Origin of the sequence: Mycobacterium sp. IS-1496 (assembly GCF_001499995.1) — a bacterium.
GTDB lineage: Bacteria > Actinomycetota > Actinomycetes > Mycobacteriales > Mycobacteriaceae > Mycobacterium.
On sequence record NZ_LQIU01000034.1, the window covers coordinates 13,508 to 36,807 of the forward strand.

General features: G+C 69.6%; 21 protein-coding genes. 11 read left to right on the forward strand and 10 right to left on the reverse strand.

Annotated features, from left to right (window positions below; genetic code table 11):
• Nucleotides 1–40 precede the first annotated feature (40 nt).
• Nucleotides 41–1,546 (forward strand): Asp-tRNA(Asn)/Glu-tRNA(Gln) amidotransferase subunit GatB, encoded by a 1,506-nt coding sequence (gene gatB / locus AU195_RS17155; protein ID WP_059160264.1) that lies wholly within the window; start codon nucleotides 41–43, stop codon nucleotides 1,544–1,546.
• Nucleotides 1,547–1,550: 4 nt separating this feature from the next.
• On the opposite strand, the gene AU195_RS17160 is transcribed toward gatB, so the two are convergent.
• Genes AU195_RS17160 through AU195_RS17175 form a run of 4 tightly spaced genes read right to left on the reverse strand, consistent with a single transcriptional unit; the run spans nucleotide 1,551 to nucleotide 5,881 of the window.
• Entirely contained in the window at nucleotides 1,551–2,759 is a 1,209-nt protein-coding gene (locus AU195_RS17160; RefSeq protein ID WP_059160265.1) for a DUF1214 domain-containing protein, read from the reverse strand.
• Entirely contained in the window at nucleotides 2,759–3,562 is an 804-nt protein-coding gene (locus AU195_RS17165) for a sugar phosphate isomerase/epimerase family protein (RefSeq protein ID WP_059160266.1), read from the reverse strand. The genes AU195_RS17160 and AU195_RS17165 overlap by 1 nt, the downstream gene beginning before the upstream one ends.
• Before the next feature lie 4 nt (nucleotides 3,563–3,566).
• A complete protein-coding gene (locus AU195_RS17170; protein WP_059160433.1) occupies nucleotides 3,567–4,736 on the reverse strand; it encodes a sulfotransferase family protein in 1,170 nt (389 codons plus the stop codon).
• Complete coding sequence (locus tag AU195_RS17175) at nucleotides 4,733–5,881, reverse strand: LLM class flavin-dependent oxidoreductase (protein ID WP_286149304.1); 1,149 nt, start codon at nucleotides 5,879–5,881, stop codon at nucleotides 4,733–4,735. Before AU195_RS17175 ends, AU195_RS17170 begins: the two co-directional genes overlap by 4 nt.
• A 118-nt stretch (nucleotides 5,882–5,999) precedes the next feature.
• Between AU195_RS17175 and AU195_RS17180 the strand changes: the two genes are divergently transcribed.
• The 3 genes from AU195_RS17180 to AU195_RS17190 are packed head-to-tail and all read left to right on the forward strand — an operon-like array spanning nucleotide 6,000 to nucleotide 9,328.
• The gene (locus tag AU195_RS17180; RefSeq protein WP_082703096.1) at nucleotides 6,000–7,229 is read left to right on the forward strand and encodes an acetyl-CoA C-acetyltransferase; all 1,230 of its coding nucleotides are present in this window, start codon (nucleotides 6,000–6,002) and stop codon (nucleotides 7,227–7,229) included.
• Between the two features lie 5 nt (nucleotides 7,230–7,234).
• Nucleotides 7,235–8,014: an enoyl-CoA hydratase/isomerase family protein gene (locus AU195_RS17185; protein WP_059160268.1), complete on the forward strand. Its 780-nt coding sequence runs from the start codon at nucleotides 7,235–7,237 to the stop codon at nucleotides 8,012–8,014.
• A 12-nt stretch (nucleotides 8,015–8,026) separates the two neighbouring features.
• Complete coding sequence (locus tag AU195_RS17190) at nucleotides 8,027–9,328, forward strand: acyl-CoA dehydrogenase family protein (RefSeq protein ID WP_059160269.1); 1,302 nt, start codon at nucleotides 8,027–8,029, stop codon at nucleotides 9,326–9,328.
• Nucleotides 9,329–9,330: 2 nt separating this feature from the next.
• On the opposite strand, the gene AU195_RS17195 is transcribed toward AU195_RS17190, so the two are convergent.
• The 3 genes from AU195_RS17195 to AU195_RS17205 form a co-directional block, all read right to left on the reverse strand.
• On the reverse strand, nucleotides 9,331–10,293 hold the full coding sequence (locus AU195_RS17195) for a phosphotransferase family protein (RefSeq protein ID WP_059160270.1): 963 nt from the start codon (nucleotides 10,291–10,293) through the stop codon (nucleotides 9,331–9,333).
• Nucleotides 10,286–11,074, reverse strand: coding sequence for an SDR family NAD(P)-dependent oxidoreductase (locus AU195_RS17200; RefSeq protein WP_059160271.1), 789 nt, complete (start codon nucleotides 11,072–11,074; stop codon nucleotides 10,286–10,288). Before AU195_RS17200 ends, AU195_RS17195 begins: the two co-directional genes overlap by 8 nt.
• 99 nt (nucleotides 11,075–11,173) lie before the next feature.
• Nucleotides 11,174–12,295, reverse strand: coding sequence for a PQQ-dependent sugar dehydrogenase (locus tag AU195_RS17205; protein ID WP_172800616.1), 1,122 nt, complete (start codon nucleotides 12,293–12,295; stop codon nucleotides 11,174–11,176).
• 138 nt (nucleotides 12,296–12,433) lie between these two features.
• Here AU195_RS17205 and AU195_RS17210 point away from each other — a divergent pair, with 138 nt between their 5' ends.
• Nucleotides 12,434–13,267: a DoxX family membrane protein gene (locus AU195_RS17210; RefSeq protein ID WP_059160273.1), complete on the forward strand. Its 834-nt coding sequence runs from the start codon at nucleotides 12,434–12,436 to the stop codon at nucleotides 13,265–13,267.
• Here AU195_RS17210 and AU195_RS17215 read toward each other — a convergent pair whose 3' ends face one another.
• Nucleotides 13,268–13,666 (reverse strand): PH domain-containing protein, encoded by a 399-nt coding sequence (locus AU195_RS17215; protein WP_059160274.1) that lies wholly within the window; start codon nucleotides 13,664–13,666, stop codon nucleotides 13,268–13,270.
• A gap of 267 nt (nucleotides 13,667–13,933) precedes the next feature.
• Here AU195_RS17215 and AU195_RS17220 point away from each other — a divergent pair, with 267 nt between their 5' ends.
• The 3 genes from AU195_RS17220 to ilvC are packed head-to-tail and all read left to right on the forward strand — an operon-like array spanning nucleotide 13,934 to nucleotide 17,353.
• Nucleotides 13,934–15,793, forward strand: a complete 1,860-nt coding sequence (locus AU195_RS17220) for an acetolactate synthase large subunit (protein ID WP_059160275.1) — start codon at nucleotides 13,934–13,936, stop codon at nucleotides 15,791–15,793.
• Nucleotides 15,793–16,305 carry an acetolactate synthase small subunit gene (gene ilvN, locus AU195_RS17225; protein WP_059160276.1) on the forward strand — a complete coding sequence of 171 codons (513 nt, stop codon included), beginning with the start codon at nucleotides 15,793–15,795 and terminating at the stop codon, nucleotides 16,303–16,305. The genes AU195_RS17220 and ilvN overlap by 1 nt, the downstream gene beginning before the upstream one ends.
• Nucleotides 16,306–16,351: 46 nt before the next feature.
• The gene (gene ilvC / locus AU195_RS17230) at nucleotides 16,352–17,353 is read left to right on the forward strand and encodes a ketol-acid reductoisomerase (protein WP_172800623.1); all 1,002 of its coding nucleotides are present in this window, start codon (nucleotides 16,352–16,354) and stop codon (nucleotides 17,351–17,353) included.
• Nucleotides 17,354–17,414: 61 nt separating this feature from the next.
• On the opposite strand, the gene AU195_RS17235 is transcribed toward ilvC, so the two are convergent.
• A complete protein-coding gene (locus AU195_RS17235; protein WP_059160278.1) occupies nucleotides 17,415–18,845 on the reverse strand; it encodes a phytoene desaturase family protein in 1,431 nt (476 codons plus the stop codon).
• A gap of 74 nt (nucleotides 18,846–18,919) precedes the next feature.
• On the opposite strand from AU195_RS17235, the gene serA reads away from it, so the two are divergent.
• Genes serA through AU195_RS17250 form a run of 3 tightly spaced genes read left to right on the forward strand, consistent with a single transcriptional unit; the run spans nucleotide 18,920 to nucleotide 22,119 of the window.
• Nucleotides 18,920–20,506, forward strand: a complete 1,587-nt coding sequence (gene serA, locus AU195_RS17240) for a phosphoglycerate dehydrogenase (protein WP_059160279.1) — start codon at nucleotides 18,920–18,922, stop codon at nucleotides 20,504–20,506.
• The gene (locus AU195_RS17245) at nucleotides 20,503–21,519 is read left to right on the forward strand and encodes a 3-isopropylmalate dehydrogenase (RefSeq protein WP_059160280.1); all 1,017 of its coding nucleotides are present in this window, start codon (nucleotides 20,503–20,505) and stop codon (nucleotides 21,517–21,519) included. Before serA ends, AU195_RS17245 begins: the two co-directional genes overlap by 4 nt.
• Entirely contained in the window at nucleotides 21,520–22,119 is a 600-nt protein-coding gene (locus AU195_RS17250) for a hypothetical protein (RefSeq protein WP_059160281.1), read from the forward strand.
• On the opposite strand, the gene AU195_RS17255 is transcribed toward AU195_RS17250, so the two are convergent.
• Nucleotides 22,070–23,299, reverse strand: a complete 1,230-nt coding sequence (locus AU195_RS17255) for an amidohydrolase family protein (RefSeq protein WP_059160282.1) — start codon at nucleotides 23,297–23,299, stop codon at nucleotides 22,070–22,072. The genes AU195_RS17250 and AU195_RS17255 overlap by 50 nt on opposite strands.
• Nucleotide 23,300: the final 1 nt, after the last annotated feature.

The window sequence follows — 23,300 nt, forward strand, 5'->3', positions numbered from 1 at the left end:
GATGGTCGAGGTCCGGGAGGCCACAACTAGGATCGGGGCCATGACGGTGACATCGGCGGCAGAACTGCTCGACTACGACGACGTGGTGGCCCGCTTCGAACCGGTGATGGGCATGGAGGTGCACGTCGAGCTCTCGACGGCGACCAAGATGTTCTGCGGCTGCGCCAACGCCTTCGGCGCCGAACCCAACACCCAGGTGTGCCCCGTCTGCCTCGGCCTGCCCGGGTCGCTGCCCGTGCTCAACCAGCAGGCCGTCGAGTCGGCGATCCGGATCGGCTTGGCGCTGAACTGCGAGATCGTGCCGTGGTGCCGGTTCGCGCGGAAGAACTACTTCTATCCCGACCAGCCGAAGAACTATCAGATCTCGCAGTACGACGAGCCGATCGCGATCAACGGGTATCTCGACGTCCCCCTCGACGACGGCAGCACGTGGCGCGTGGAGATCGAACGTGCGCACATGGAGGAGGACACCGGCAAGCTGACCCACCTGGGCAGCGACACCGGCCGCATCGCCGGGGCGACGAACTCGCTGGCCGACTACAACCGGGCCGGGGTGCCCCTGATCGAGATCGTCACCAGGCCGATCGAGGGTGCGGGCGCCCGGGCGCCGGAGATCGCCCGCGCCTACGTGACCGCACTGCGCGATCTGCTGCGGGCGCTCGACGTGTCCGACGTTCGGATGGACCAGGGGTCGATGCGCTGCGATGCGAACGTGTCGCTCAAACCGATCGGGCAGGCCGAGTTCGGCACGCGGACCGAGACGAAGAACGTCAACTCGCTCAAAAGCGTCGAGGTGGCGGTGCGATACGAGATGCGCCGTCAGGCAGCGGTTCTGACCGCGGGTGGCCAGGTGCACCAGGAGACTCGGCACTTCCATGAGGACGGGTACACCTCGCCGGGTCGCAGCAAGGAGACCGCCGAGGACTACCGCTACTTCCCCGAACCGGATCTCGAACCGGTCGCCCCGGACGCCGAGGTCGTCGAGCGCCTGCGCCAGAGCCTGCCCGAGCTGCCGTGGCTGCGCCGCAACCGGATTCAGCAGGAGTGGGGTATCTCCGACGAGGTGATGCGCGACCTGGTCAACAACGGTGCGATCGACCTCGTCGCCGCGACCGTCGAGCAGGGCGCCTCCAGCGAGTCCGCCCGCGCCTGGTGGGGCAACTTCCTGGTGCAGAAGGCCAACGAATCGGGGGTGGAACTCGACGCGCTGCCGATCAGCCCGGCGCAGGTGGCCGCGGTGGTGAAGCTGGTCGACGACGGGAAGCTCTCGAACAAGCTGGCCCGTCAGGTCGTCGAGGGCGTGCTCGCCGGCGAGGGGGAGCCCGCGCAGGTGATGGCCGACCGCGGGTTGGAGGTGGTCCGCGACGATTCGGCGCTGCAGGCCGCCGTCGACGAGGCGCTGGCCGCCAATCCCGGCATCGTCGAGAAGATTCGCGGCGGCAAGGTGCAGGCGGCGGGCGCGATCGTCGGCGCGGTGATGAAGGCCACCAAGGGTCAGGCCGACGCGGCGCGCGTGCGGGAGCTGGTTCTGGCCGCGTGTAGTTAGTCGTTCACATCCGGTGCCGCAGCCGGATCCCGTTGAACCGCGCCCACATCTGGGCGATGCGTTGCTCCGGGGTGACGGTGGCGGTGTCCGGCGGTAGGGCGTCTGTCAGCTCGGCTGTGGCCACCCGCCGGGTGCGCAGCACGGCGGGCCGGCCTGCGAGCATGTGCCGGTAGGTGACGTTGCCTCGGCTGAATCCCTGGGTGTCTAGCCAGTTGTGGCAGCCCGGGTCCTCACGGGCCAGCACGATGCGGATCAGCCCGTCGCCGTCGGTCACCGTCCTGCTCGGGGTGTAGCTCACCGGGCGGTACAGGTAGTCCATGCTGTTGAAGAACACGCCCATGTTGGTGAACGTCCAGAGTCCGTCGTGCGCTTCGAATTCGATGATCAGCGCCTCGTCGTCGGCGAGTTCCCAGTACATGTTCGCCGCCGCGCGGCCGCGCTTGTCGTCGCCGGTGGTGGGGTCGACGGACGGGAAGCAGTTGGGGTGGGCGGCGTCGACGCCGCCGTGGGTGAACGGGTACTCCGGCCAGTCGCCCATCACGCCGGTGACGAAATCTCCGGCCCAGTCGATGGCCGCCACCATCTCGGCGGGCGTGGGCACCGGCCGTGGTGAGGCCATGTCGACCCGTTCGATGCGCAGTTCGGCCGGCCGTTCGTCCCACCGGTCGAATCCCTGGCGGATGAACACCTTCCGGGAGCCGGGCGTGGTCGGCAGCCAGTTCGGTCCACGCTCCGGCCCGCCGATGTAGAGCTCGAAGTCGCCGCCGGGACCCGTCGTGAGGGCGTGGCCGGACAGGTTGGCCTCGGGGACGTCACCGAACGGCTCGTGCAGCACCCCGGGTCCCGAACCCCGCGGGCCCTGCACGGTGATGTTGAGAAACGGTGCGTCACCGCGGTTGCCGGTGATGCGGTAGGTGGTCGCACCGTCGATCCAGGCCTGGTGGTAGGTGAAGTCCGCGCAGTCGCCGCCCAGTTTGCGCAACGGGGTGCTGAAGGCGTGCATGACCGGATACCGGGTGTCGGCGGTCTCGAGCGCCAGGTCGAACGCCTGCCCCAGGTTCTGGGTGAGGAACCGCAGCGCGTCGACACGCTGCGCCCCCGACGTGGCGTTGTGGTCCTTGAAGGCCTGCGCGCCCGCGGCCTCGAGCCGGTCGCAGAACGTCGCCCAGGCCGCGTTCAGTGCCGCGTCGTCGGGACCGTCGCCGAAAGCCATCACGCGCCCAATCGGTCGAGCAGTGCCCCGATGTGGGCACACGCCCGCCGGGCCGCGGCCGCGCGGCCCTCCGCCTCGATCCGCGGGCCGATGAGTTCGATGTCGAATCCGTGTGCGTACCCGCCGGCGAGCACCTGGTTCACGAACGGCTCGACCGGGATCACCCCGTCGCCGGGTACCGCCCTGGCGGGCAGCGAGCGGTCACCGAGCACGTAGTCGCTCAGCTGGACGAGTTCCGTGCGGGGCAGTGCGCGGTCGACCAGCTCGGTTACTTCCGCTTCGGCCCAGCAGTGGAACAGGTCGATGCAGATCCCGACGTCGGCCATCTCGGCGAGCGTGATGGTGTCGCGCAGCGAGTGGGCGATGTGGAGGTCGGCATAGAGGCTCGACGCGTTCTCGATCGCCAGCGCCACACCGGCTTCGCGCGCGCGCTCCACGCAGGGCGCCACGGCCGCGCAGAATTGGTCGGCGGCGTGCCGCCATGACATCGGCCCCCGCCCGCCGGTGAGCATGTAGATCATGCGCGTCCCCAGCCCGGCCGCGGCGTCGACGAGCCTGTCGAGTGCATCCCGGGCGGCACGGGTCTGCTCGCTCGTGGCGGGGATCCGGCCCGCGCCGAACAGGTGGTAGACGGCGTCGATCCGGTACCCGTGCCTCGTGAGCAGCGGGGTCAGCGCGGGGTCCGACAGCTGCGTGTCGATGAGGCTCAATCGTGTCAGGCCCAATGCGCGCCAATGGTTGTCGAGTTCGGCGAGGGAATCGCCGTGGAACGTGACGCTGTGCACCGACAACCGGTCGTGCATCGACTCAGTCCCGCTTCTCGATCGCCACACCGAATCTCTCTCGAAAAGGTCGGAATTCGTCGTTGAGGGCGTCGATGTCCTCGCCGATGTCGGTGAGCAGCGACGTGGAGTACCGGAACTTGCCGTACCGGTCACCCCGGTTGTGCGCGAGGTAGTGGCGCATTGCGGACTCCGCCCCCGCCGACAGGGGTCGCCCGCAGAAGTCGTAGTAGGCCCGAACGGTGCCGACAGGATCGGCGATGAAGTCGGTGTAGCGGACGTGCTGGATTCGGGGGTCGTCGACGAGGGGGTGGCTCATCGTGTTGGCAATGCTCGCGCGGGTCAGGTCGAGGTGCATCTTCGCCGCGGCCTTCAGGTCGACCGGTCCGACGATGCCGTCGAGGATGTCGGCCATCATCATCGTGCGCGAGGCGGCGACCTGCACCGGGTCGCGGTGCAGCCACATGAGCGTGGCGTCGGGGTACTCGGCGAAGAACTCGGTCAGCCGGAAACCGTGAAACCCCTTGAGCACCCAGTACTTCCGGACCCGACCGTACTGACACTGCTGCAGCATGGCCTTGTGGATGCGGTACTGCGCGACCGCATCGGTCGGCAGTCCACCGACGACGGTCTGCATCGGCACCCGCCACCACGCCGTCGGCGTCATGACCCGGAAGTCGAAGGCCCAGGTGCGCTCGTCCTCGGGAAGCCCGTCGCCGAGCATGTCGTTGTACGGATGGCTGTGCAGCCACTTCGGTAGCTTCGCGTTGATCTCCCGCCAGTCGGCGTCCGCCCGGGCGCGGCGCGGATCGTCCGGTCCCGCCAGTCCGGGGGGCGGCGACGGGTACATGACCTCCCAGAACCGCAGCGCGCGGGCATCGGGGTCGACCGACATCAGCGCGTGCATGAGCGTTGTGCCGGAACGGGGTTCGCCGGTGACGAACATCGGCCGCTCGATCACCTCGTCGGCAACCGGATGGCGGTCGCGGTCGGCGAAGAACTCCAGTCGGGAGGTCAGCAGCCAGTGGCACACCTCCGCAGCGCGGCGCCTGCCCTCGTCGTCCATGCCCTGTGCGTTGAGATGGTCGACGGCGACAGCGAACCGCTCGGGCAGCGTCGGGTCGCCGTAGTCGTGCCAACCGGTGGCGTTCTCCGCTTCCGCCAACAGGTTCTCGGCCACCAACCGGCCGCTCATGCCGGCACCCCGCACAGTCGCATCAACTCGTCCTCCGCTTCGCGCACGTGGTCGGCGGACGCCGACGCGTAGTGCAGACCCGCCATCGCGCCGTAGTCCATGATCTTGGGTACCCGCAAGCCGGCGTCGACGTAGTCCTTGACGGTGCGGGCGACCTCGGCGGGCGTGCCGTGGGGCAGCAGGTCCAGGATCGCCTCCGGACGCACCCGGGCCAGGAAGTCGACGATCCGCTCGCGGGTCAGCGCCGCCGGGTCGATGTCGTGGAATCCCCGCCAGTCGTCGCCCATCGGATGTTCGTGCCCGAAGGTGCGCAGGGTCTCGGCGGAGACCTGCAGCAGGAAGGCCTTCACCAGCGGTGCCCGCAGGATCTCGTCGAGGGCGGCGTCGTCTTTCGCGATCAGGCACACCTGGATGAAGCACGGGGTGATCGCCATCGGGTCGCGCCCGGCGCGGTCGGCACCGGCCCGCACGGCGGCGAGCATGTCCGCGTAGTGCTCGGGCGTCCACGCCCCGGCCGGCCACCATCCGTCGGCGTAGCGGCCGACGATGTCGAGCATGCGTGGTCCGCTGGCGCCGATCCAGATCGGCGGGACGCGGCCGTCGTACGGCTCGGTGTCCAGGCGGGCGCGGTGCAACCGGTAGAACCGGCCGGTGAAGTCGACCGGACCGTCGGACTCCCACAGCAGCCGGATCACGCGCAACGCCTCCTCGAACCGGCTGACCGGCCGGTCGAAGTCGAAGCCGTAGGGGACGATGTTCTCGGTCTCACCGCTGCCCAGGCCCAGAATGAAGCGGCCGCCGGACAGGTGGTCGATCGTCAGCGCGGTCTGTGCCAGTGAGGCGGGATGCCGCCGGACCGTGTCGACGACGGCGGTCGCCAGCGGAGTCGTCTCGGTCAGAACGGCGGCCGCCGCGGCCACCGCCATCCCGTCGAGGTGGCGGTGTGGCGAGGGGGACGCGGCCGCTAGGTCGGTGAACTCCGGGGTCCAGATCGAGTCCGGCCAGAAGCTGACCATGTGATCGGGCAGCCAGATCGAGTGATAGCGGCCGCTGTCGAGGGCCGACAGCCCGGACAGGTCGAGCGGCAGCGTGGTGCGCAGGAACGCGGCTGGCTGAACCGTCGGCACCGACGAATCGCTGGGCACTCGCTCAGCTTAGGGGGCGCGTGGTTGTTGCTCCCCACGTTTTCGGAGAATAGCCTTCTCTTCACACGCGAAGGCGTTTCCGCCTTGCCGCCGAGCTCGCGACGAGGGGAGCTGCCCGATGACGGACGCCTGGATTCTCGATGCGGTCCGCACCCCGCGCGGACGCGGCCGACCGGACGGGGGCCTGCACGGTGTGCACCCCCAGGACTTGTTCGCGCAGTGCCTGCGGGCGCTGGCGACCCGCACCGGGTTCGATCCCGGTGAGGTGGACGACGTCGTCGCGGGCAACGGGCTGCTGGCCGGAGAGCACGGTGACGACATCGCGAGGCTGGCCCTGTTGCTGGCCGGTTGGCCGCAGACGGTGCCGGGGATGACGCTCAACCGGTTCTGCGGGTCCGGGCAACAGGCCATCACGGTCGCCGCGGCGGGCGTGGCCTGCGGCGCGCAGGACGTGGTGGTCGCGGGCGGCGTGGAATCGATGTCCCGCTGGGACGTCGGCGTCGGGATCCCCACCATCGACGGCGCGAATCCCGCCTTCCGCGAACTGTTCCCGACGGTGCCGCAGGGTATCTCGGCTGATCTGATCGCCTCGCTCGAGGGGTTCACGCGCGAGGACGTCGACGCCTTCGCCGCGGAGAGCCAGCGCCGCGCGGCGCAGGCCATGGCCGAGGGCCGGTTCGAGCGTTCGATCATCGCGGTGACGGACGCCGAAGGTGCGACGCTGCTCGATCGGGACGAGCACCCCAGGCCGGGGACGACGGTGGACAAGCTCGCCGGTCTGCGTCCGGCCTTCGCCGCGATGGGCGCGGCGGGTGTCGAGGGGGAGGCCCGGACGTTCGACGAGATCTGCCTGGACCGCTACCCGAAGGTGGAACGGATCGACCACGTGCACCACGCCGGCAACTCGTCGGGGGTCGTGGACGGTGCGGCGGCCGCGGTGATCTCCTCACCGGAATGGGCGCGCTCCCATGGCCTTTCGCCGCGCGCACGGATCCGCGCCACCGCGGCGATCGGCAGCGAGCCGATCATCATGCTCACCGCGCCCGGCCCGGCCGCGCAGCGCTGCCTCGCCAAGGCAGGTATGCGTCCCGCCGACATCGACCTGTGGGAGGTCAACGAGGCGTTCGCCGCGGTGCCGCTCAAGACGATCCGCGACCTCGACCTGGACCCCGAGCGGGTCAATGTCAACGGCGGCGCCATCGCGCTCGGCCACCCGATCGGTGCCACCGGGGCGATGCTGATCGGCACCGTACTCGACGAACTCGAGCGTCAGGATCTGTCCACCGGCCTGGTCACCATGTGCACCGGCGGCGGAATGGGCACCGCCACGATCATCGAGCGGATCTGACCGACGTGCCGGAGGCCATCGAACTGGACACCGCCGCAGAGGGCGTCGCCCTGCTGCGGCTCAACCGTCCCGACCGGCTCAACGCCATCAACCGGGTGATGCAGGCCGAGCTGGGGCAGGCCCTCGACGAGCTGGCCGTCGATCGCGGGGTCCGTGCGATCGTGCTGACCGGCGCCGGCCGTGGCTTCTGCTCCGGTATCGACGTGCGGAACTTCGGCGCCGGCATGCTCGACGCCGGTGACCCCGCCATCGACCGGATGCGGTTCCAGGAGGCGATGGCCGCGCTGCCCCGGGCGGTTCGCGCCCTACCCCAACCGGTCATCGCCGCGGTCAACGGTCCGTGCGTCGGCGCGGGCTTCGCGCTGTGCCTGGCCGCCGACATCCGGATCTGTTCGGACGCAGCCACATTCGGTAACGCCGCGATCCTGTTGGGGCTGTCGGGCGCCGAGATGGGGATGAGCTATCACCTGCCCCGCATCGTCGGGACCAGCGTCGCGGCGGACTGGATGCTCACCGGCCGCACCGTGGCCGCCGACGAGGCCGACAGCCGCGGGTTGGTCAGCCAGGTCGTCGAACCCGCACACCTGCTGACGCGCGCGGTGGAACTCGCCGGGCACGTGGCCGGCCTGGCGCCACTCGGTGTCGAGTTGACCAAGCGCGCGCTGCAGGTCAACACCGACGCCACGAGCCTCGATGCCGCGCTGGAGTTGGAGAACCGTAATCAGGTGCTGTCCCACGCGACCGATGACGCGGCCGCGCGTCGGCAGAAGTGGACCGCGAAGTAGAGGAGTGCGTCGATGGCGTGGGATTTCTCGACCGACCCCGAGTGGGCGGAGCAGTTGGCATGGGTGGAGGAGTTCGTCCGCTCCGAATGCGAACCCATCGACCTGATCGTCAAGGAATCGCACGACCTGAATGATCCGGTGCGCCAGGCGCTGATCCCGCCGCTGCAGCAGATCGTCAAGGACCGCGGACTGTGGGCCACCCATCTCGGACCGCACCTCGGCGGCCCGGGTTACGGTCAGGTGAAGTTGGCCCTGCTCAACGAGATCCTGGGGCGGTCGGAGTGTGCGCCCATCGTGTTCGGCTCCCAGGCGCCCGACTCGGGTAACAGCGAGATCCTGGCCCACTACGGCACGCCTGAGCTCAAGGAGCGTTATCTCGAGCCGTTGCTGGACAACCGGATCATCTCGTGTTTCTCGATGACCGAACCGCACGGCGGGGCGGATCCGAAGGTGTTCACCACGACCGCCGTCCCGGACGGCGACCACTGGGTGATCAACGGCGAGAAGTGGTACTCGTCATTCGCGTCGATGGCGTCGTTCATCATCGTGATGGCGATGACGGATCCGGATGCGCCGCCCTATCAACGGTATTCGATGTTCGTCGTCCCCGGCGGCACGCCCGGGGTGAACGTCTTGCGCGACGTCGGGCTCGGCTACCAGCCCCTCGGGGGCGGTGGGCGCGAAGGCTACGTGCGGTACGAGAACGTGCGCGTGCCCGCCGACCACATGCTGGGGCCGCGCGGTGGTGCGTTCGTGGTGGCCCAGACCCGGCTGGGCGGCGGCCGGATCCACCACGCGATGCGCACCGTCGGTCTGGTGCGGCGGATCTTCGACATGATCACCGAGCGCGCGGTGTCGCGGTACACCCAGGGCGGCATGCTCTCCGACAAACAGATGGTCCAGGAGATGGTCGCCGACTCGTGGATGGAGATCGAGGCGTTCCGGCTGCTCACCCTGCAGACCGCCTGGAAGATCGACCAGTACAACGACTACAAGGCCGTGCGCGCCGACATCTCGGCGGTCAAGGCGATGATGCAGAAGGTGTTGCACGACGTGTCCGCGCGGGCCCTGCAGATCCACGGTTCGCTGGGCACCTCACACGAGATGCCGTTCGTGCAGTACCTCACCGAGTCGTTCGTGCTGGGGCTGGCCGACGGGCCCACCGAGGTGCACAAGGTGACGTTGGCGCGGTTGTTGCTCGCCGACGTGAAACCCGCCCCCGACACCTTCCCGTCCCAGCATCTGCTGCGCCTGCGGGCGGAGGCGGAGGCGAAATTCGCGGACAAGCTGGCCGGGATACCGCGGGGCTCCTGACCTCAGCCCAGCAATTTCGTCGCCCGCCTCAACAGGTGGGGCAGCACCGGTGCCATCGCCTCGAGATCCGTTCGGGGAGATGACCGTCGGCGGTTGTGCTTGACGATCAGTGACCAGGTGGCCGCCGACTTGAAACACGCCAGCGCCATGAACCACGGCAGCCCCGGCATCGGTGCGCCGGCCGCGTCGGTGTAGCAGGCCGCCACCTCGGCGACCGGCGGCACGACGTCCAGGTACGGCGTCGGCCGGCGGTAGGTGGCCGGGTCGGCGTTGACGAGGAACCACCCGGCATCGATCCGCGGGTCGCCGACCGACCAGATCTCCCAGTCGATCACCGCGGTGACCTGCGGGCCGGAGGCGACGAGGTTGCCGAGCCGGAAGTCACCGTGCACCACACTCGGCCGCACAGGTGCCGGTGCGGTGGTCAACAGTGCGTCGCGTACCTCCTCCCAGCCCGGTACCAGGGCGGGGTCGACGGTCCGCAGGGTGGCCGTCCAGCGGTCGACCTCCGCGGCGGCGTCCCCGACGGGCTCAGCGGTCAGTCCGAGGTCGGCCGGGCGCAGGCGGTGCAGCGCGGCGAGTGTCCGTGCGGCGTTTCGGAAGCGTTGCGGCACAGCGTCGGTGAATGGCGCTTCGGTGTCGAACAGGGGCTCGAACGCCTCACCCTCGGCCAGCGACATCACGAACAGCGGAGGCACCTCGGGTGGTCTTCCGGGATCGGTGTGCAGCACCTCGGGCACCGGCACGTCCGTGCTCGCAAGGGAGTCGAGGATCCGCGCCTGCCGCAGCACGTCGCGGTGCCCGACGGGCGCGTGACCCGGGGGCGCCACCTTCACGACGACGGGCCGAGAACCCAGGACGGCCCGGAAGGTCAGGCTCGACGCCCCGCCCGCGAGCGGACCGACATCGGAGACACCCGCGGCCGCCAACCGCGTGCGCAGCGATCCGAGGTCGAGGTCACTCACGCAGCCAACCGATCTCGCGCAGGAAGGTCTGGGTGTGGGCGATCCGTCCGGTCATCGTCTCCGGATCCCCGGTGCACAGGATCAGTGCCGTCTCCGCGATGAGGCTGATGTCCTCGGTGTCGGTCTTGGCCAGGTCGAGCGTGCCGGCGCCGGGTGTGGCGACCGGGTTCGTCGGGGCCGCCGCGTTGACCGCGATCCCGTCGTCGAACAGTTCGGCGGCAAGGCTTTTCGTCAACCGGTTCAGCGCGGCCTTCGCGGTCCCGTAGACGCCGAACCCGGCGGTGCGGTCGAACTCGGAGAAGGGGGGACCTGGTGGCAGGTCGCCGCCCACCGACGTCACGTTGAGGATCCAGCCGCGGCCGCGTTCGCGCATCGCGGGGATCGCCAACTGGCTCAGGTGCAGCGGTGCGAGCAGGTGCATCTCCAGCATCAACCGCACCCGCTTGTCGGGGAAACCGTCGAGCGGGCGCAGGAACGTCACCGCGGCGTTGTTGACGACGATGTCCGGTGCGCCGAGCGCGTCGGTCGCCTCCGCGAACAGCCGCTCCCGCTCCTCGGGTTGCGACAGGTCCGCGGCGACGGCGACCGCGGTGCCACCCGAGGCGAGGATCGCGTCGCGCGTCTCCCGGAGCGACCCCTGGTATTTCGGATCCGGTTCCAGGGTTCGCGCCGTGAGCACCACCGCCGCCCCTTCAGCGGCCAACCGCGTCGCGATCGCCGCACCGAGACCCCGGCTGCTTCCGGTCACCAGGGCCACCCGGCCCGCACAGCGTCCCGTCACTGACACCCTCCACCGGTAATGCGCTTCTCATTGACGAGAGGCACGTTACCGGGCGGGTGCCGTGTCGCGGCCGACCTTGCCGGGGATCCGGCCGACGCCTCAGGTGTTGTCGGCGTTGCTGCGCGGGAACCCGCCGCCCTGCGGGAAGAGCGGGAACACGACGTCGTCGAGACGCTCGGCGTCCCCGGCGGTCTTGTTCACCGTCGCGCCCCACACGTTGCCGTCCGCGGACAGCGCCAGCGCCCACGCGTGCCCGCGGGTGTCCTGACGGATCACTTCAGGCTGGCCGGTCACCGCGCCGGTGTCCGGGGCCTGGCGCACCGCGACGGTCTGCTTGGTGTTGACGAGGTTGACGAGCACGGTGCCGTCGAGCGCCGCGCAGCCGGCCACACCCGGCCGGTCCGGCCACGTCCACACCGTCGAGATCTTCGAATCCTTGGTCATCTTCTGCAGCCGGTCGCCGGTCGGGGTGCGATCGGTGACGTAGAGCGCGCCGTCGGACGGGTCGATGCACATGCCGCCGCCCGAGCCCATCCCGCTCATCGCGGTCGTCGTCGGCGCCTGGTTGACGGTGGTGGGCTGTTCGATACGCAGCACCTTGCCCGCCTGCGACGCGGGATCGGCGGCCGCACCGGGGTTGCCGGCGTCCCCGGTCTGCACCAGCAGCGTGGTCGGGCTGGTGAAGATCAGCGCACCGGTGTTACCGGTGGCGCCCTTGGGGATTCCGGTGAGGATCGGTTTGGGCACGTCGCCGTCGGCGATGCGTATCACCTGGTTGTCGCTGGGCGTGCTGATGTAGGCGTACATCAACCGGTCCTGGCTGTAGGTGGGGGACAGCACGATGTCCATCAGGCCGCCGTCGCCCGCCGGGTCGACCGGAACAGTCGTCTTGACCTTCGGCTCGGCCCGAACCGACACCTCTTTGACCGCGCCGGTGGTGCGCTCGGCGACGAGCGCGGACTGGCTGTCGGGCAGCATGATCAGCCCGCTGGTGCTCTCCAGGCAGCCCTGCATCACGCCGGGCGCCGGGCACGCCTTCGGGAACGGCTTGGCCGGCAGCGGCGGGGGAGGTGGTTCGGACGACGTCGGCCCCGGGCGCAGTTCGGGTTCGGTGGTGAACGGCTGCGACTGCGCCCCGTCGAACCGCGCGCAGCCGGAACCGACCAACGCCGTGGCGCACAGCAGTGCTGCCACCCCGAGGAGCGGCCGGCGCGTTCTCATGCTGGCCAGGTTACGGATTCTCCGCCGCAGTGCGCCACGCCGGTCGGCGGGCAACCGGTGCGCAGCCGGGCAAGACGGGGGCAGAAGCGCCGAGGTAAATACACGATTCCGCGATGATCAGCACTTACCCTGACAGGCGTGACCAGTCACCCCCAGGACGCGCGCACCTGGCAACGGCCCGACGATCCGGCCCGGCCGACCTCGGCAAGCCTGGTCGACCCCGAAGACGATCTGCCGTCGCCGAACTACGGCGGCGATTTCGAGACCACCGCGATCCCGCGCTACGACGCGGCGAAGGGCGCCCCCGCCCCGCCGGTGTTCAACCTCATGAACGACCCCGAACCGCTGCCCTACGTCCAACCGCACACCGGCCACCCGGTGATGCCCTACGGCGCGGAGCCCATGGAGGTCGGCCACGATCTCGCCGACGAACAGGTCAAGGCGGCCCGCAGACGCGGCACTCAGGACCTCGGGCTGATGCTGCTGCGCGTCGGACTGGGCGTGCTGCTGGTCGGCCACGGCCTGCAGAAGGCGTTCGGCTGGTGGGGCGGACCCGGGCTGGGCGGTTTCCAGGATTCGCTCGCCGAAGTCGGCTACCAGCACGCGAACATCCTTACCTACGTCGGCGCCGCCGCTCAGATCGGCGCGGGGCTGCTGCTGGTACTCGGGCTGTTCACCCCGGTCGCCGCCGCGATCGCGCTGGCCTACCTGATCAACGCGCTGCTGGCCGGTGTCGCCGGCCAGTCCGAGAGCGGGTTCCCCTTCTTCCTGCCCGGCGGCTTCGAGTTCCAGGTGACGCTCATCGTGATCGCCGCCGCGCTCATCCTGACCGGCCCAGGACGCTACGGCTTCGACGCGGGCCGCGGCTGGGCCCGCCGACCGTTCGTCGGGTCCGTCGTCGCGCTGCTACTCGGGATCGGGCTGGGCGTCGCGATGTGGGTGCTGCTCAACGGCGCCAACCCCCTGGCGTAGTCACCGATAGGGGTTCGGCACCCGGCCGCCGCTGACCGCCGTCAACTGGGGCAGTGTGCCGAACGTCACCGCGGGCAGACGCAACTCGGTGTCGTCCTTGAGCGTCGCGCGGGCCCAGTTCGCCTTGCTGAAGCGCAGCCCGTCGATGTCCTCCCATGCCACGGTTCGGCTGCCCAGGAGATTGCGGGCGGTCACCGTGTTCCGGTCGGCCACCGTCCGCAGCCGCATGATGAGCACCGAGGCCACCACCGGGATGACCAGCAGGACCCCGAACAGGCGCGGGTTGGCCAGCACGATCGACAGCAACCCCAGCGTGAAGAAGCCGACCGCGAGGTGCGCGGTGCGCGGAATCCGGATGACCACCGGAGCGGTGGGGGCCGAGGCGTCGGAAGAGCTCACGACACCGATTCTGGCACCGCACGGGATGGGCGGTCGCACCCCTGACCGCAATTTGACCAGTGACCAGTGCGGAGGCTACCGTCGAGTGTTATGCAGACCCCGGGCTTGCTCGTAGTAATTGGTTGGCGCGTTGATGCCGCGCTGGCCCCCTGCCGGGCATAGCCTCCAGCATCGACGCGCCACCCTCGCACAGCAGCCCGCTGTCGGGGGTTTTTTCTTGCCCGAGAACGCGTCCACTCCACCAGGAAGAAACGACAAGAGGACACCGTGAGCGCACCGACCAAGCGACCACCACACGCGACACCGCCTGACACCGAGCAGGCCGTGTCGGCCGTCCAGTCGACCAGCCCGAAGACGGTGCGGCCCCGCACGCTGGCACCCGAGCAGATGACCGGCGCCCAGGCGGTGATCCGTTCGCTCGAGGAGCTGGACGTCGACACCATCTTCGGCATCCCCGGCGGTGCGGTGCTGCCGGTCTACGACCCGCTCTTCGACTCGAAGAAGCTGCGCCACGTGCTGGTGCGTCACGAGCAGGGCGCCGGTCACGCCGCCAGCGGCTACGCGCATGCGACCGGCCGGGTGGGCGTGTGCATGGCGACCTCGGGCCCGGGTGCCACCAACCTGGTGACGCCGCTGGCCGACGCGCACATGGACTCGATCCCGGTGGTGGCCATCACCGGTCAGGTCGGCCGGGGGCTGATCGGCACCGACGCGTTCCAGGAAGCCGACATCTCCGGAATCACGATGCCGATCACGAAGCACAACTTCCTGGTCCGCAGCGGCGACGACATCGCGCGCGCGCTGGCCGAGGCGTTCCACATCGCCTCGACCGGCCGGCCCGGCCCGGTGCTCGTCGACATCCCCAAGGACATCCTGCAGGGCACGTGCACGTTCAGCTGGCCGCCGCAGATCGACCTGCCCGGCTACAAGCCGAACACCAAACCGCACAACCGGCAGATCCGGGAGGCGGCCAAGCTGATCGCCGCCGCCCGTAAGCCGGTGCTCTACGTCGGCGGCGGCGTCATCCGTGGCGAGGCCAGCGAGCAGCTGCTTGACTTGGCCGAGCTCACCGGCATCCCCGTGGTGACCACGTTGATGGCCCGCGGCGCGTTCCCGGACAGCCATCCGCAGAACCTCGGCATGCCCGGTATGCACGGCACCGTCTCCGCGGTGGCCGCCCTGCAGAAGAGTGATCTGCTCATCGCGCTGGGCACCCGCTTCGACGACCGGGTGACCGGTCAGCTCGATTCGTTCGCCCCGGACGCCAAGGTGATCCACGCCGACATCGACCCGGCCGAGATCGGCAAGAACCGGCACGCCGACGTGCCGATCGTGGGTGACGTCAAGGCCGTGATCACCGAGCTGATCGAGGTGCTGCGCAAGGACGCCGCGACCCCCTCCATGGACGAGTGGTGGTCCTACCTGCGCGAGGTGCAGTCGACCTACCCGCTGAGCTACGGCCCGCAGAGCGACGGCAGCCTGTCGCCGGAGTACGTCATCGAACAGCTGGGCAAGCTGGCAGGACCCGACGCCGTCTACGTCGCCGGTGTCGGTCAGCACCAGATGTGGGCAGCGCAGTTCATCTCCTACGAGAAGCCCAAGACGTGGCTGAACTCGGGTGGTCTGGGCACGATGGGCTTCGCCGTGCCCGCGGCGATGGGCGCCAAGATGGGTTGCCCCGACACCGAGGTGTGGGCGATCGACGGCGACGGGTGCTTCCAGATGACCAACCAGGAGCTGGCGACCTGTGCGATCGAGGGCATCCCGATCAAGGTGGCCGTCATCAACAACGGCAACCTCGGCATGGTCAGGCAGTGGCAGACGCTGTTCTATGAGGAGCGCTACAGCCAGACGGACCTGGCCACCCACTCGCGGCGCATCCCCGACTTCGTCAAACTGGCCGAGGCGCTGGGCTGTGTCGGATTGCGTTGCGAGCGTGAGGAAGACGTCGTCGAGGTGATCAGGCAGGCGCAGGCCATCAACGACCGGCCGGTGGTCATCGACTTCACCGTCGGCGCCGACGCCCAGGTGTGGCCGATGGTGGCCGCCGGCACCAGCAACGACGAGATCATGGCCGCGCGCGACATCCGTCCGCTGTTCGACGACAACGACGAGGGGCACGCCTGATGGCCGAAAACGTCCGGACCCACACCCTGTCGGTGCTCGTCGAGGACAAGCCGGGAGTGCTCGCGCGCGTCGCGGCGCTGTTCTCCCGGCGCGGCTTCAACATCCAGTCCCTCGCCGTCGGCGCGACGGAGCAGAAGGACATGTCGCGCATGACGATCGTCGTCAGCGCCGACGAGGCACCGCTGGAGCAGATCACCAAACAGCTCAACAAGCTGATCAACGTGATCAAGATCGTCGAGCAGGACGCGGACAACTCGGTGGCCCGCGAACTCGCGCTCATCAAGGTGCGTGCGGACGCCACCACCCGCGGTCAGGTCATCGAGGCGGTGAACCTGTTCCGCGCCAAGGTGGTCGACGTGTCGACCGAGTCGCTGACCGTCGAGGCCACCGGTACCCAGGAGAAGCTCGACGCCCTGCTCCGGGTGCTCGAGCCGTACGGCATCCGTGAGATCGTGCAGTCCGGTGTGGTGTCGCTGTCGCGCGGTCCGCGCGGCATCGGTGCTGCGAAATAGATCCCAAACCGCAAGTCAGAGAAGGAAATTACCAGTGGCAGTTGAGATGTTCTACGACGATGATGCCGACCTGTCCATCATTCAGGGCCGCAAGGTCGCCGTCATCGGCTACGGCAGCCAGGGACACGCGCACTCGTTGAGCCTGCGCGACTCCGGTGTGCAGGTGAAGGTGGGCCTCAAGGAGGGGTCGAAGTCCCGCGAGAAGGTCACCGAGCAGGGGCTCGAGGTCGACACCCCGGCCGAGGTGGCCAAGTGGGCCGACGTGATCATGCTGCTGGCGCCCGACACCGCGCAGGCGGAGATCTTCACCAAGGACATCGAGCCGAACCTCGAGGACGGCAATGCGCTGTTCTTCGGCCACGGCCTCAACATCCACTTCGGCCTGATCAAGCCGCCGGCCAACGTCACCATCGGCATGGTCGCCCCCAAGGGCCCGGGCCACCTGGTGCGCCGCCAGTTCGTCGACGGCAAGGGCGTGCCCTGCCTGATCGCCATCGACCAGGACCCGAAGGGCGAGGGCCAGGCGCTGGCGCTGTCCTACGCCGCGGCCATCGGCGGTGCGCGCGCCGGGGTCATCAAGACCACGTTCAAGGAAGAGACCGAGACCGACCTGTTCGGTGAGCAGGCCGTGCTGTGCGGCGGCACCGAAGAGCTGGTCAAGACCGGCTTCGAGGTGATGGTCGAGGCGGGCTACGCCCCCGAGATGGCCTACTTCGAGGTGCTGCACGAGCTCAAGCTCATCGTCGACCTGATGTACGAGGGCGGCATCGCCCGGATGAACTACTCGGTGTCCGACACCGCCGAGTTCGGTGGCTACCTGTCGGGCCCGCGGGTCATCGACGCCGACACCAAGAAGCGGATGCAGGACATCCTCAGGGACATCCAGGACGGCACGTTCGTCAAGCGCCTCGTCGCCAACGTCGAGGGTGGCAACAAGGAACTCGAGAAGCTGCGCAAGGAGAACGCCGAGCATCCGATCGAGGTCACCGGCAAGAAGCTGCGCGACCTGATGAGCTGGGTCGACCGCCCGATCACCGAAACCGCTTAGTTCCCGTCGATTTCGGCGCGCCAATCGACGGTCACCGTCGGTTGGCGCGCCGAAATCGCTTTCAGGGGGCGAGACTGGGCAGCTCCTTGATGCCGAATTCCCGGCGCAGCATCGTGCGCGCCGCGTAGTAGCCGGCCATCCCGTGCACACCGGTGCCGGGCGGTGTGGCCGACGAGCACAGGTAGGCCCCGGGGATCGGCGTCGTCCACGGGTCGAGGCGCAGCGTGGGCCCCACCATCGCGGCGAAGAGGTTCGCCCCGCCGACGATGATGTCGCCGCCGACGTAGTTCGCGTTGTGCAGCGACATCTGCGCCGCCGGAACGCATCGGGCGCCGACGACCAGATCGCGGAAACCCGGTGCGACGCGTTCGAACAGGGCGGTCACCGTTTCGGTGAGATCGGCATCCGAGCCCGACGGCACGTGCGCGTACGTCCACAGGGGGCGCCGGCCCGCGTCGTCGATGCGCGACGGATCGGCCAGATGCGGCAGCGACGCCAGCACCATCGGCCACTCGGCATGCCGCCCCGCGGCGACCTCGCGTTCGGCGAGCGCCATCTGCGCGCGGCTGCCGCCCATGTGCACGGTGACCGCGTCCCGGACCCGCGGGTCGCGCCACGGGATCTCACCGGACAGCACGAAGTCGACCTTGCAGACCCCGGGGCCGTACCGGTACCGGCGCAGGGTTCGCGCGTACCGCGGCGGAACGGCGTCGCCGTAGATCGCGAGCAACGCGGTCGGGGCGGTGTCGTAGATGGTCACCCCGGCCGGCGGCGCGGTGACGGGTTCGCCGAGCACCAGTTCGCCGCCGTGCGCCACCAGATCGGCGACCAGCGCATCCGAGATCCTCTGCGTGCCCCCGACGGGGACCGGCCAGCCCGCGGTGTGCGCGACGGTGCCGAGCATCAACCCCGCACCGCTGTTCACCGGGGACGGGATGGGCTTGATCGCGTGCACGCCGACGCCGGTGAACAGCGCCCTGGCGTCCTCGCCCCGCAGCGACCCCCACAACCTGCTGCCCTGGGCGAGCACCCGCAGCCCGGTGCGCACCGTCGTCGGCAGATCCGGCGGCAGCGACCGCTTGTCGCCGAGGAAGAAGCCGAGCACACCGTCGACGTGCTCGACGAGCGGGCCGAACAGCCGCCGCCACGAGTCGCCGCGGTCCAGTTCGGCGCAGGTGCGGTCCAGCGACCGGTACGCCACCCCCGCAGGCCGGCCCGGCAGCGGGTTGGCGTAGGACACCTCGGGCGAGACCAGCGAGACACCGCGCGCCGCCAGATCGAACTCTGCGAAGAACGGCGACGCCACCGCCAGCGGATGCACCGCGGAGCACACGTCGTGCAGGACGTCGGGGAACTCGGGATCGGCGGCGCTGCGGGCACCTCCGCCCGGCGTCGGCTGTCCCTCGAACACCCGAACCGACAGTCCGGCACGCGCGCAGATGACGGCGGCGGCCAGGCCGTTCGGACCGCTGCCCACGACAGTGACATCCATGTGGCTCCTCTCCGTCGCCCGGCGCGCGTGCTCCTGCCCGCCACTGCAATATTGAAGCCCATTACGCTGGCCGGGTGAGTCTCCCTGTTGTACTGATAGCCGACAAGCTCGCGGAGAGCACCGTCGCCGCCCTCGGTGACCAGGTCGAGGTCCGCTGGGTCGACGGCCCGGACCGCGAGAAACTGCTCGCTGCCGTCCCCGAAGCCGATGCCCTGCTGGTCCGTTCGGCCACCACCGTCGACGCCGAAGTCCTCGCCGCCGCCCCGAAACTCAAGATCGTCGCCCGCGCGGGTGTCGGTCTCGACAACGTCGACGTCGACGCCGCGACCGCACGCGGGGTGCTGGTCGTCAACGCGCCCACCTCGAACATCCACAGCGCCGCCGAACACGCGCTGGCACTGCTGTTGTCCGCCGCGCGGCAGGTTCCCGCCGCCGACGCGACGCTGCGCGCCCGTACGTGGAAGCGGTCGTCGTTCAACGGCACCGAGATCTACGGCAAGACCGTCGGCGTCGTCGGGCTGGGCCGCATCGGCCAGCTGGTGGCCGCGCGACTGGCGGCGTTCGGCACCCACGTGGTGGCCTATGACCCGTACGTGTCGCACGCCCGCGCCGCGCAACTCGGCATCGAACTGCTCGCCCTCGACGATCTGCTGGCCCGCGCCGACTTCATCTCGGTGCACCTGCCCAAGACGCCCGAAACCGCGGGGCTGATCGACAAGGACGCGCTGGCGAAGACCAAGAAGGGCGTGATCATCGTCAACGCCGCGCGCGGCGGGCTGATCGACGAGCAGGCCCTGGCCGACGCCATCACCAGCGGCCATGTGCGCGGTGCCGGCCTCGACGTGTTCGCCACCGAACCCTGCACCGACAGCCCGCTGTTCGACCTGCCGCAGGTGGTCGTCACACCCCACCTCGGCGCCTCGACCGCCGAAGCGCAGGACCGCGCAGGCACCGACGTGGCGGCGAGCGTACGTCTGGCACTGGCCGGGGAGTTCGTGCCCGACGCGGTCAACGTCGGCGGCGGAGTCGTCGGCGAGGAGGTCGCGCCGTGGCTCGACCTGGTGCGCAAACTCGGATTGCTGGCCGGAACGCTGGCCACCGAGCCGACGACGACCCTGTCGGTGCGGGTGTGCGGTGAGCTGGCCGCCGAAGAGGTCGAGGTGCTTCGGCTCTCGGCGCTGCGCGGGCTGTTCTCGACGGTGACCGACCAGCAGGTGACGTTCGTCAACGCGCCGGCACTGGCTGCCGAACGCGGTGTGCAGTCGGAGTTGACCACCGCCACGGAGAGCCCCAACCACCGCAGCGTGGTCGACGTGCGGGCGGTCGGTTCCGACGGAACGGTGACCAACGTCGCGGGCACGCTGTCCGGACCGCAGCTGGTGGAGAAGATCGTCCAGATCAACGGGCGCAACTTCGATCTGCGCGCCGAGGGCGTCAACCTGATCGTGAACTACATCGATCAGCCCGGCGCGCTCGGCAAGATCGGCACACTGCTCGGCACGGCGGAGGTCAACATCCACGCCGCCCAGCTCAGCGAGGACGCCGAGGGTCCGGGGGCGACGATCCTGCTGCGCCTCGACCGTGACGTGCCCGCCGACCTGCGGACGGCGCTCGCCGAGGCGGTCGACGCCAAGACACTGGAAGTGGTTGATCTGTCGTGACGACGAACCTGGCGATCATCGCCGGAGACGGTATCGGCCCCGAGGTGGTCGGCGAAGCGGTCAAGGTGCTCGACGCCGTTCTGCCGGACGTCGAGAAGACGAGCTACGACCTCGGCGCCCAGCGCTTCCACGCCACCGGCGAGATCCTGCCGGATTCCGTGCTGGGGGAGCTGAAGGCCCACGACGCGATCCTGCTCGGCGCGATCGGTGATCCCTCGGTGCCCAGCGGTGTCCTCGAACGTGGTCTGCTGCTGCGGATCCGGTTCGAACTGGACCACCACATCAACCTGCGGCCCGCCAAGCTGTACCCCGGGGTGACGGGTCCGCTGGCCGGTAACCCCGAGATCGACTTCGTCGTGGTGCGCGAGGGGACCGAGGGTCCGTACACGGGCACCGGCGGCGCGATCCGCGTCGGCACGCCCCACGAGGTGGCCACCGAGGTGAGCCTCAACACCGCCTTCGGTGTGCGCCGCGTGGTCGACGATGCGTTCCGGCGTGCCCAGCAGCGGCGCAAGCATCTGACGTTGGTGCACAAGAACAACGTGCTGACGTTCGCCGGCGCGCTGTGGTGGCGCACCGTGCAGGAGGTGGCGGCCGACTATCCGGATGTCGAGATCGCCTACCAGCACGTCGACTCCGCCATGATCCACATCGTCACCGACCCCGGCCGGTTCGACGTGATCGTCACCGACAACCTGTTCGGGGACATCGTCACCGACCTGGCCGCCGCGGTGTGTGGCGGAATCGGGCTGGCGGCCAGCGGCAACATCGACGCGACCCGCACCAACCCGTCGATGTTCGAGCCGGTGCACGGCAGCGCCCCGGACATCGCCGGACAGGGCATCGCGGATCCGACCGCGGCGATCATGTCGGTGGCGCTGCTGCTGGCGCACCTCGGCGAACACGACGCGGCCGCCCGGGTGGACAAAGCGGTGGAAGCGCACCTGTCCGGCCGTGGGGCCGAGGAACTGGGCACCAGCGCCGTCGGCGACCGGATCGTCGGTCTGCTGTAGGTGACGCTGGCACGGCAGTGCCGGCTGTTCGCGATCGGCTCAGCGCTGTTCGCGCTCGCCACGGTGCCGGGTTTCGCCGCGGCGGCCGGTGCCGGCGCCGCCAACGGGCTGTGCTTCGCCGGATCGTTCTTCTTCACCAGCGCCGCGTGGTTGCAACTGGTCCGGTCGCGAAGCGGTTCCAGCTTCGAATACCTCTCGGCTGCAACGCAATTCATGGGCACCCTGCTGTTCAACGTCAGCACCGGCGCCGCGGTGTGGGCGCACGCGGCGACCGAGGAGCGCCACCTGGTGTGGGCGCCGGACGCCACCGGGTCCGTGGCGTTCCTCGTCAGCGGCGCGTTGGGGATCGCCGCCGTGGGTTCGTTCGCGACCCGGTCACGGGACTGGCAGGCGCAGTGGGTGAACATGGCCGGCTGCGTGGCGTTCGGCGCGTCCGCGCTCGGCGCGTTCGTCACTCCGGCCGGCGTTACCGAGGACGCGCTGCTGGCCAACACCGGAACCTTCGTCGGAGCGCTGTGCTTCCTGGCGGCGGCGCTGCTGGTGCTCCCGTCTAAGCGGACAGGAAGCCTGCGCGGTCGATCGCGGCGCGGCCCTCTTTGAGCACCAGCAGGATGTTGTCGGGTTCACCGACGGCCGCGATGTCGGTCAGCGGGTCGCCCCGCACGATCACCAGATCGGCCAGCTTGCCGGCTTCGACCGTGCCCAGTTGTTCGGACAGGCCGCACAATTCGGCCGAGGCCGAGGTGGCCGCGACGATCGCCTGCATCGGGGTCAGGCCGCCGAAGCGCACGAGCAGGCCGAGTTCCTGAAGATTCGTACCGTGTTCCGGGCTCAGGCCCGCGTCGGTTCCGACAGCGATCTTGACCCCCGCGGCCGCCGATGCGGCGATCGACTCCTGTGCGACGGCATGCCAGTGAGCGCCCTTGGCCTGACCGGCCGGTGAGGAGGTCACGTCCGCCATCGTCTCGAGCAGGGTCGGCACCAGGAAGATGCCCGCATCGACCATCCGCTGCCGCAACGCCTCATCGAGTTGGTAACCGTGTTCGACGCTGGTGACGCCGGCCTCGACGGCGGCTTCGATACCGGCGTAGCCGATCGCGTGCGCGGCCACCCGCTTGTGGCCGTAGGCCGCGGCCTCCTCCACCACCGCGGTGATGAGTTCGCGGCGCATGCCGAGCCATTCGGGTTGGTCACTGGGAGAGGACACCCCGCCGCTCGAGGCGACCTTGATGACGTCGGCGCCCGCGGCGATGAGCTCGCGGGTGCGCCGCCGCGCCTCGTCGACGGTGTCGACGAGAGAACCACCGATCATCGGCGTGAGGTCGATGCCGGACGGCAGATGGAAGTCGGCGTGGCCGCACGTCTGGCTCATCATGTTGATCGCCACCAACAGCCGGGGACCCTCGATCAGGCCGTGGGCGACCGCATCCCGGACCCCGGCGTCGATCCCCATCAGGTCGCGCGCGGTGGTGACCCCGTTGTGCAACGTCACCCGCAGCCGGTCGATCAGCTGGAAGTAGTGGTACGACGGGGGATTCAACGCCCGGTCGATCGGCGTCGCCCCGGCGCCGGGTAGGCTGAAGTGGACGTGGCAGTCGAAGAACCCGGGGCAGATGGTGTTGCCCCCGAGATCGACCCGGGTCGCGTCACCCGCTGGGGCCGCGGAAGCCGTTCCAGCCCAACGGATGTGGCCGTCCTCCACCAGCACTGCCGCGTCCGGCAGCGGTGCGGCGCCCGTTCCGTCGATGAGCGCGGCGTGGTGCAGCAGTAGGCGTGTCATC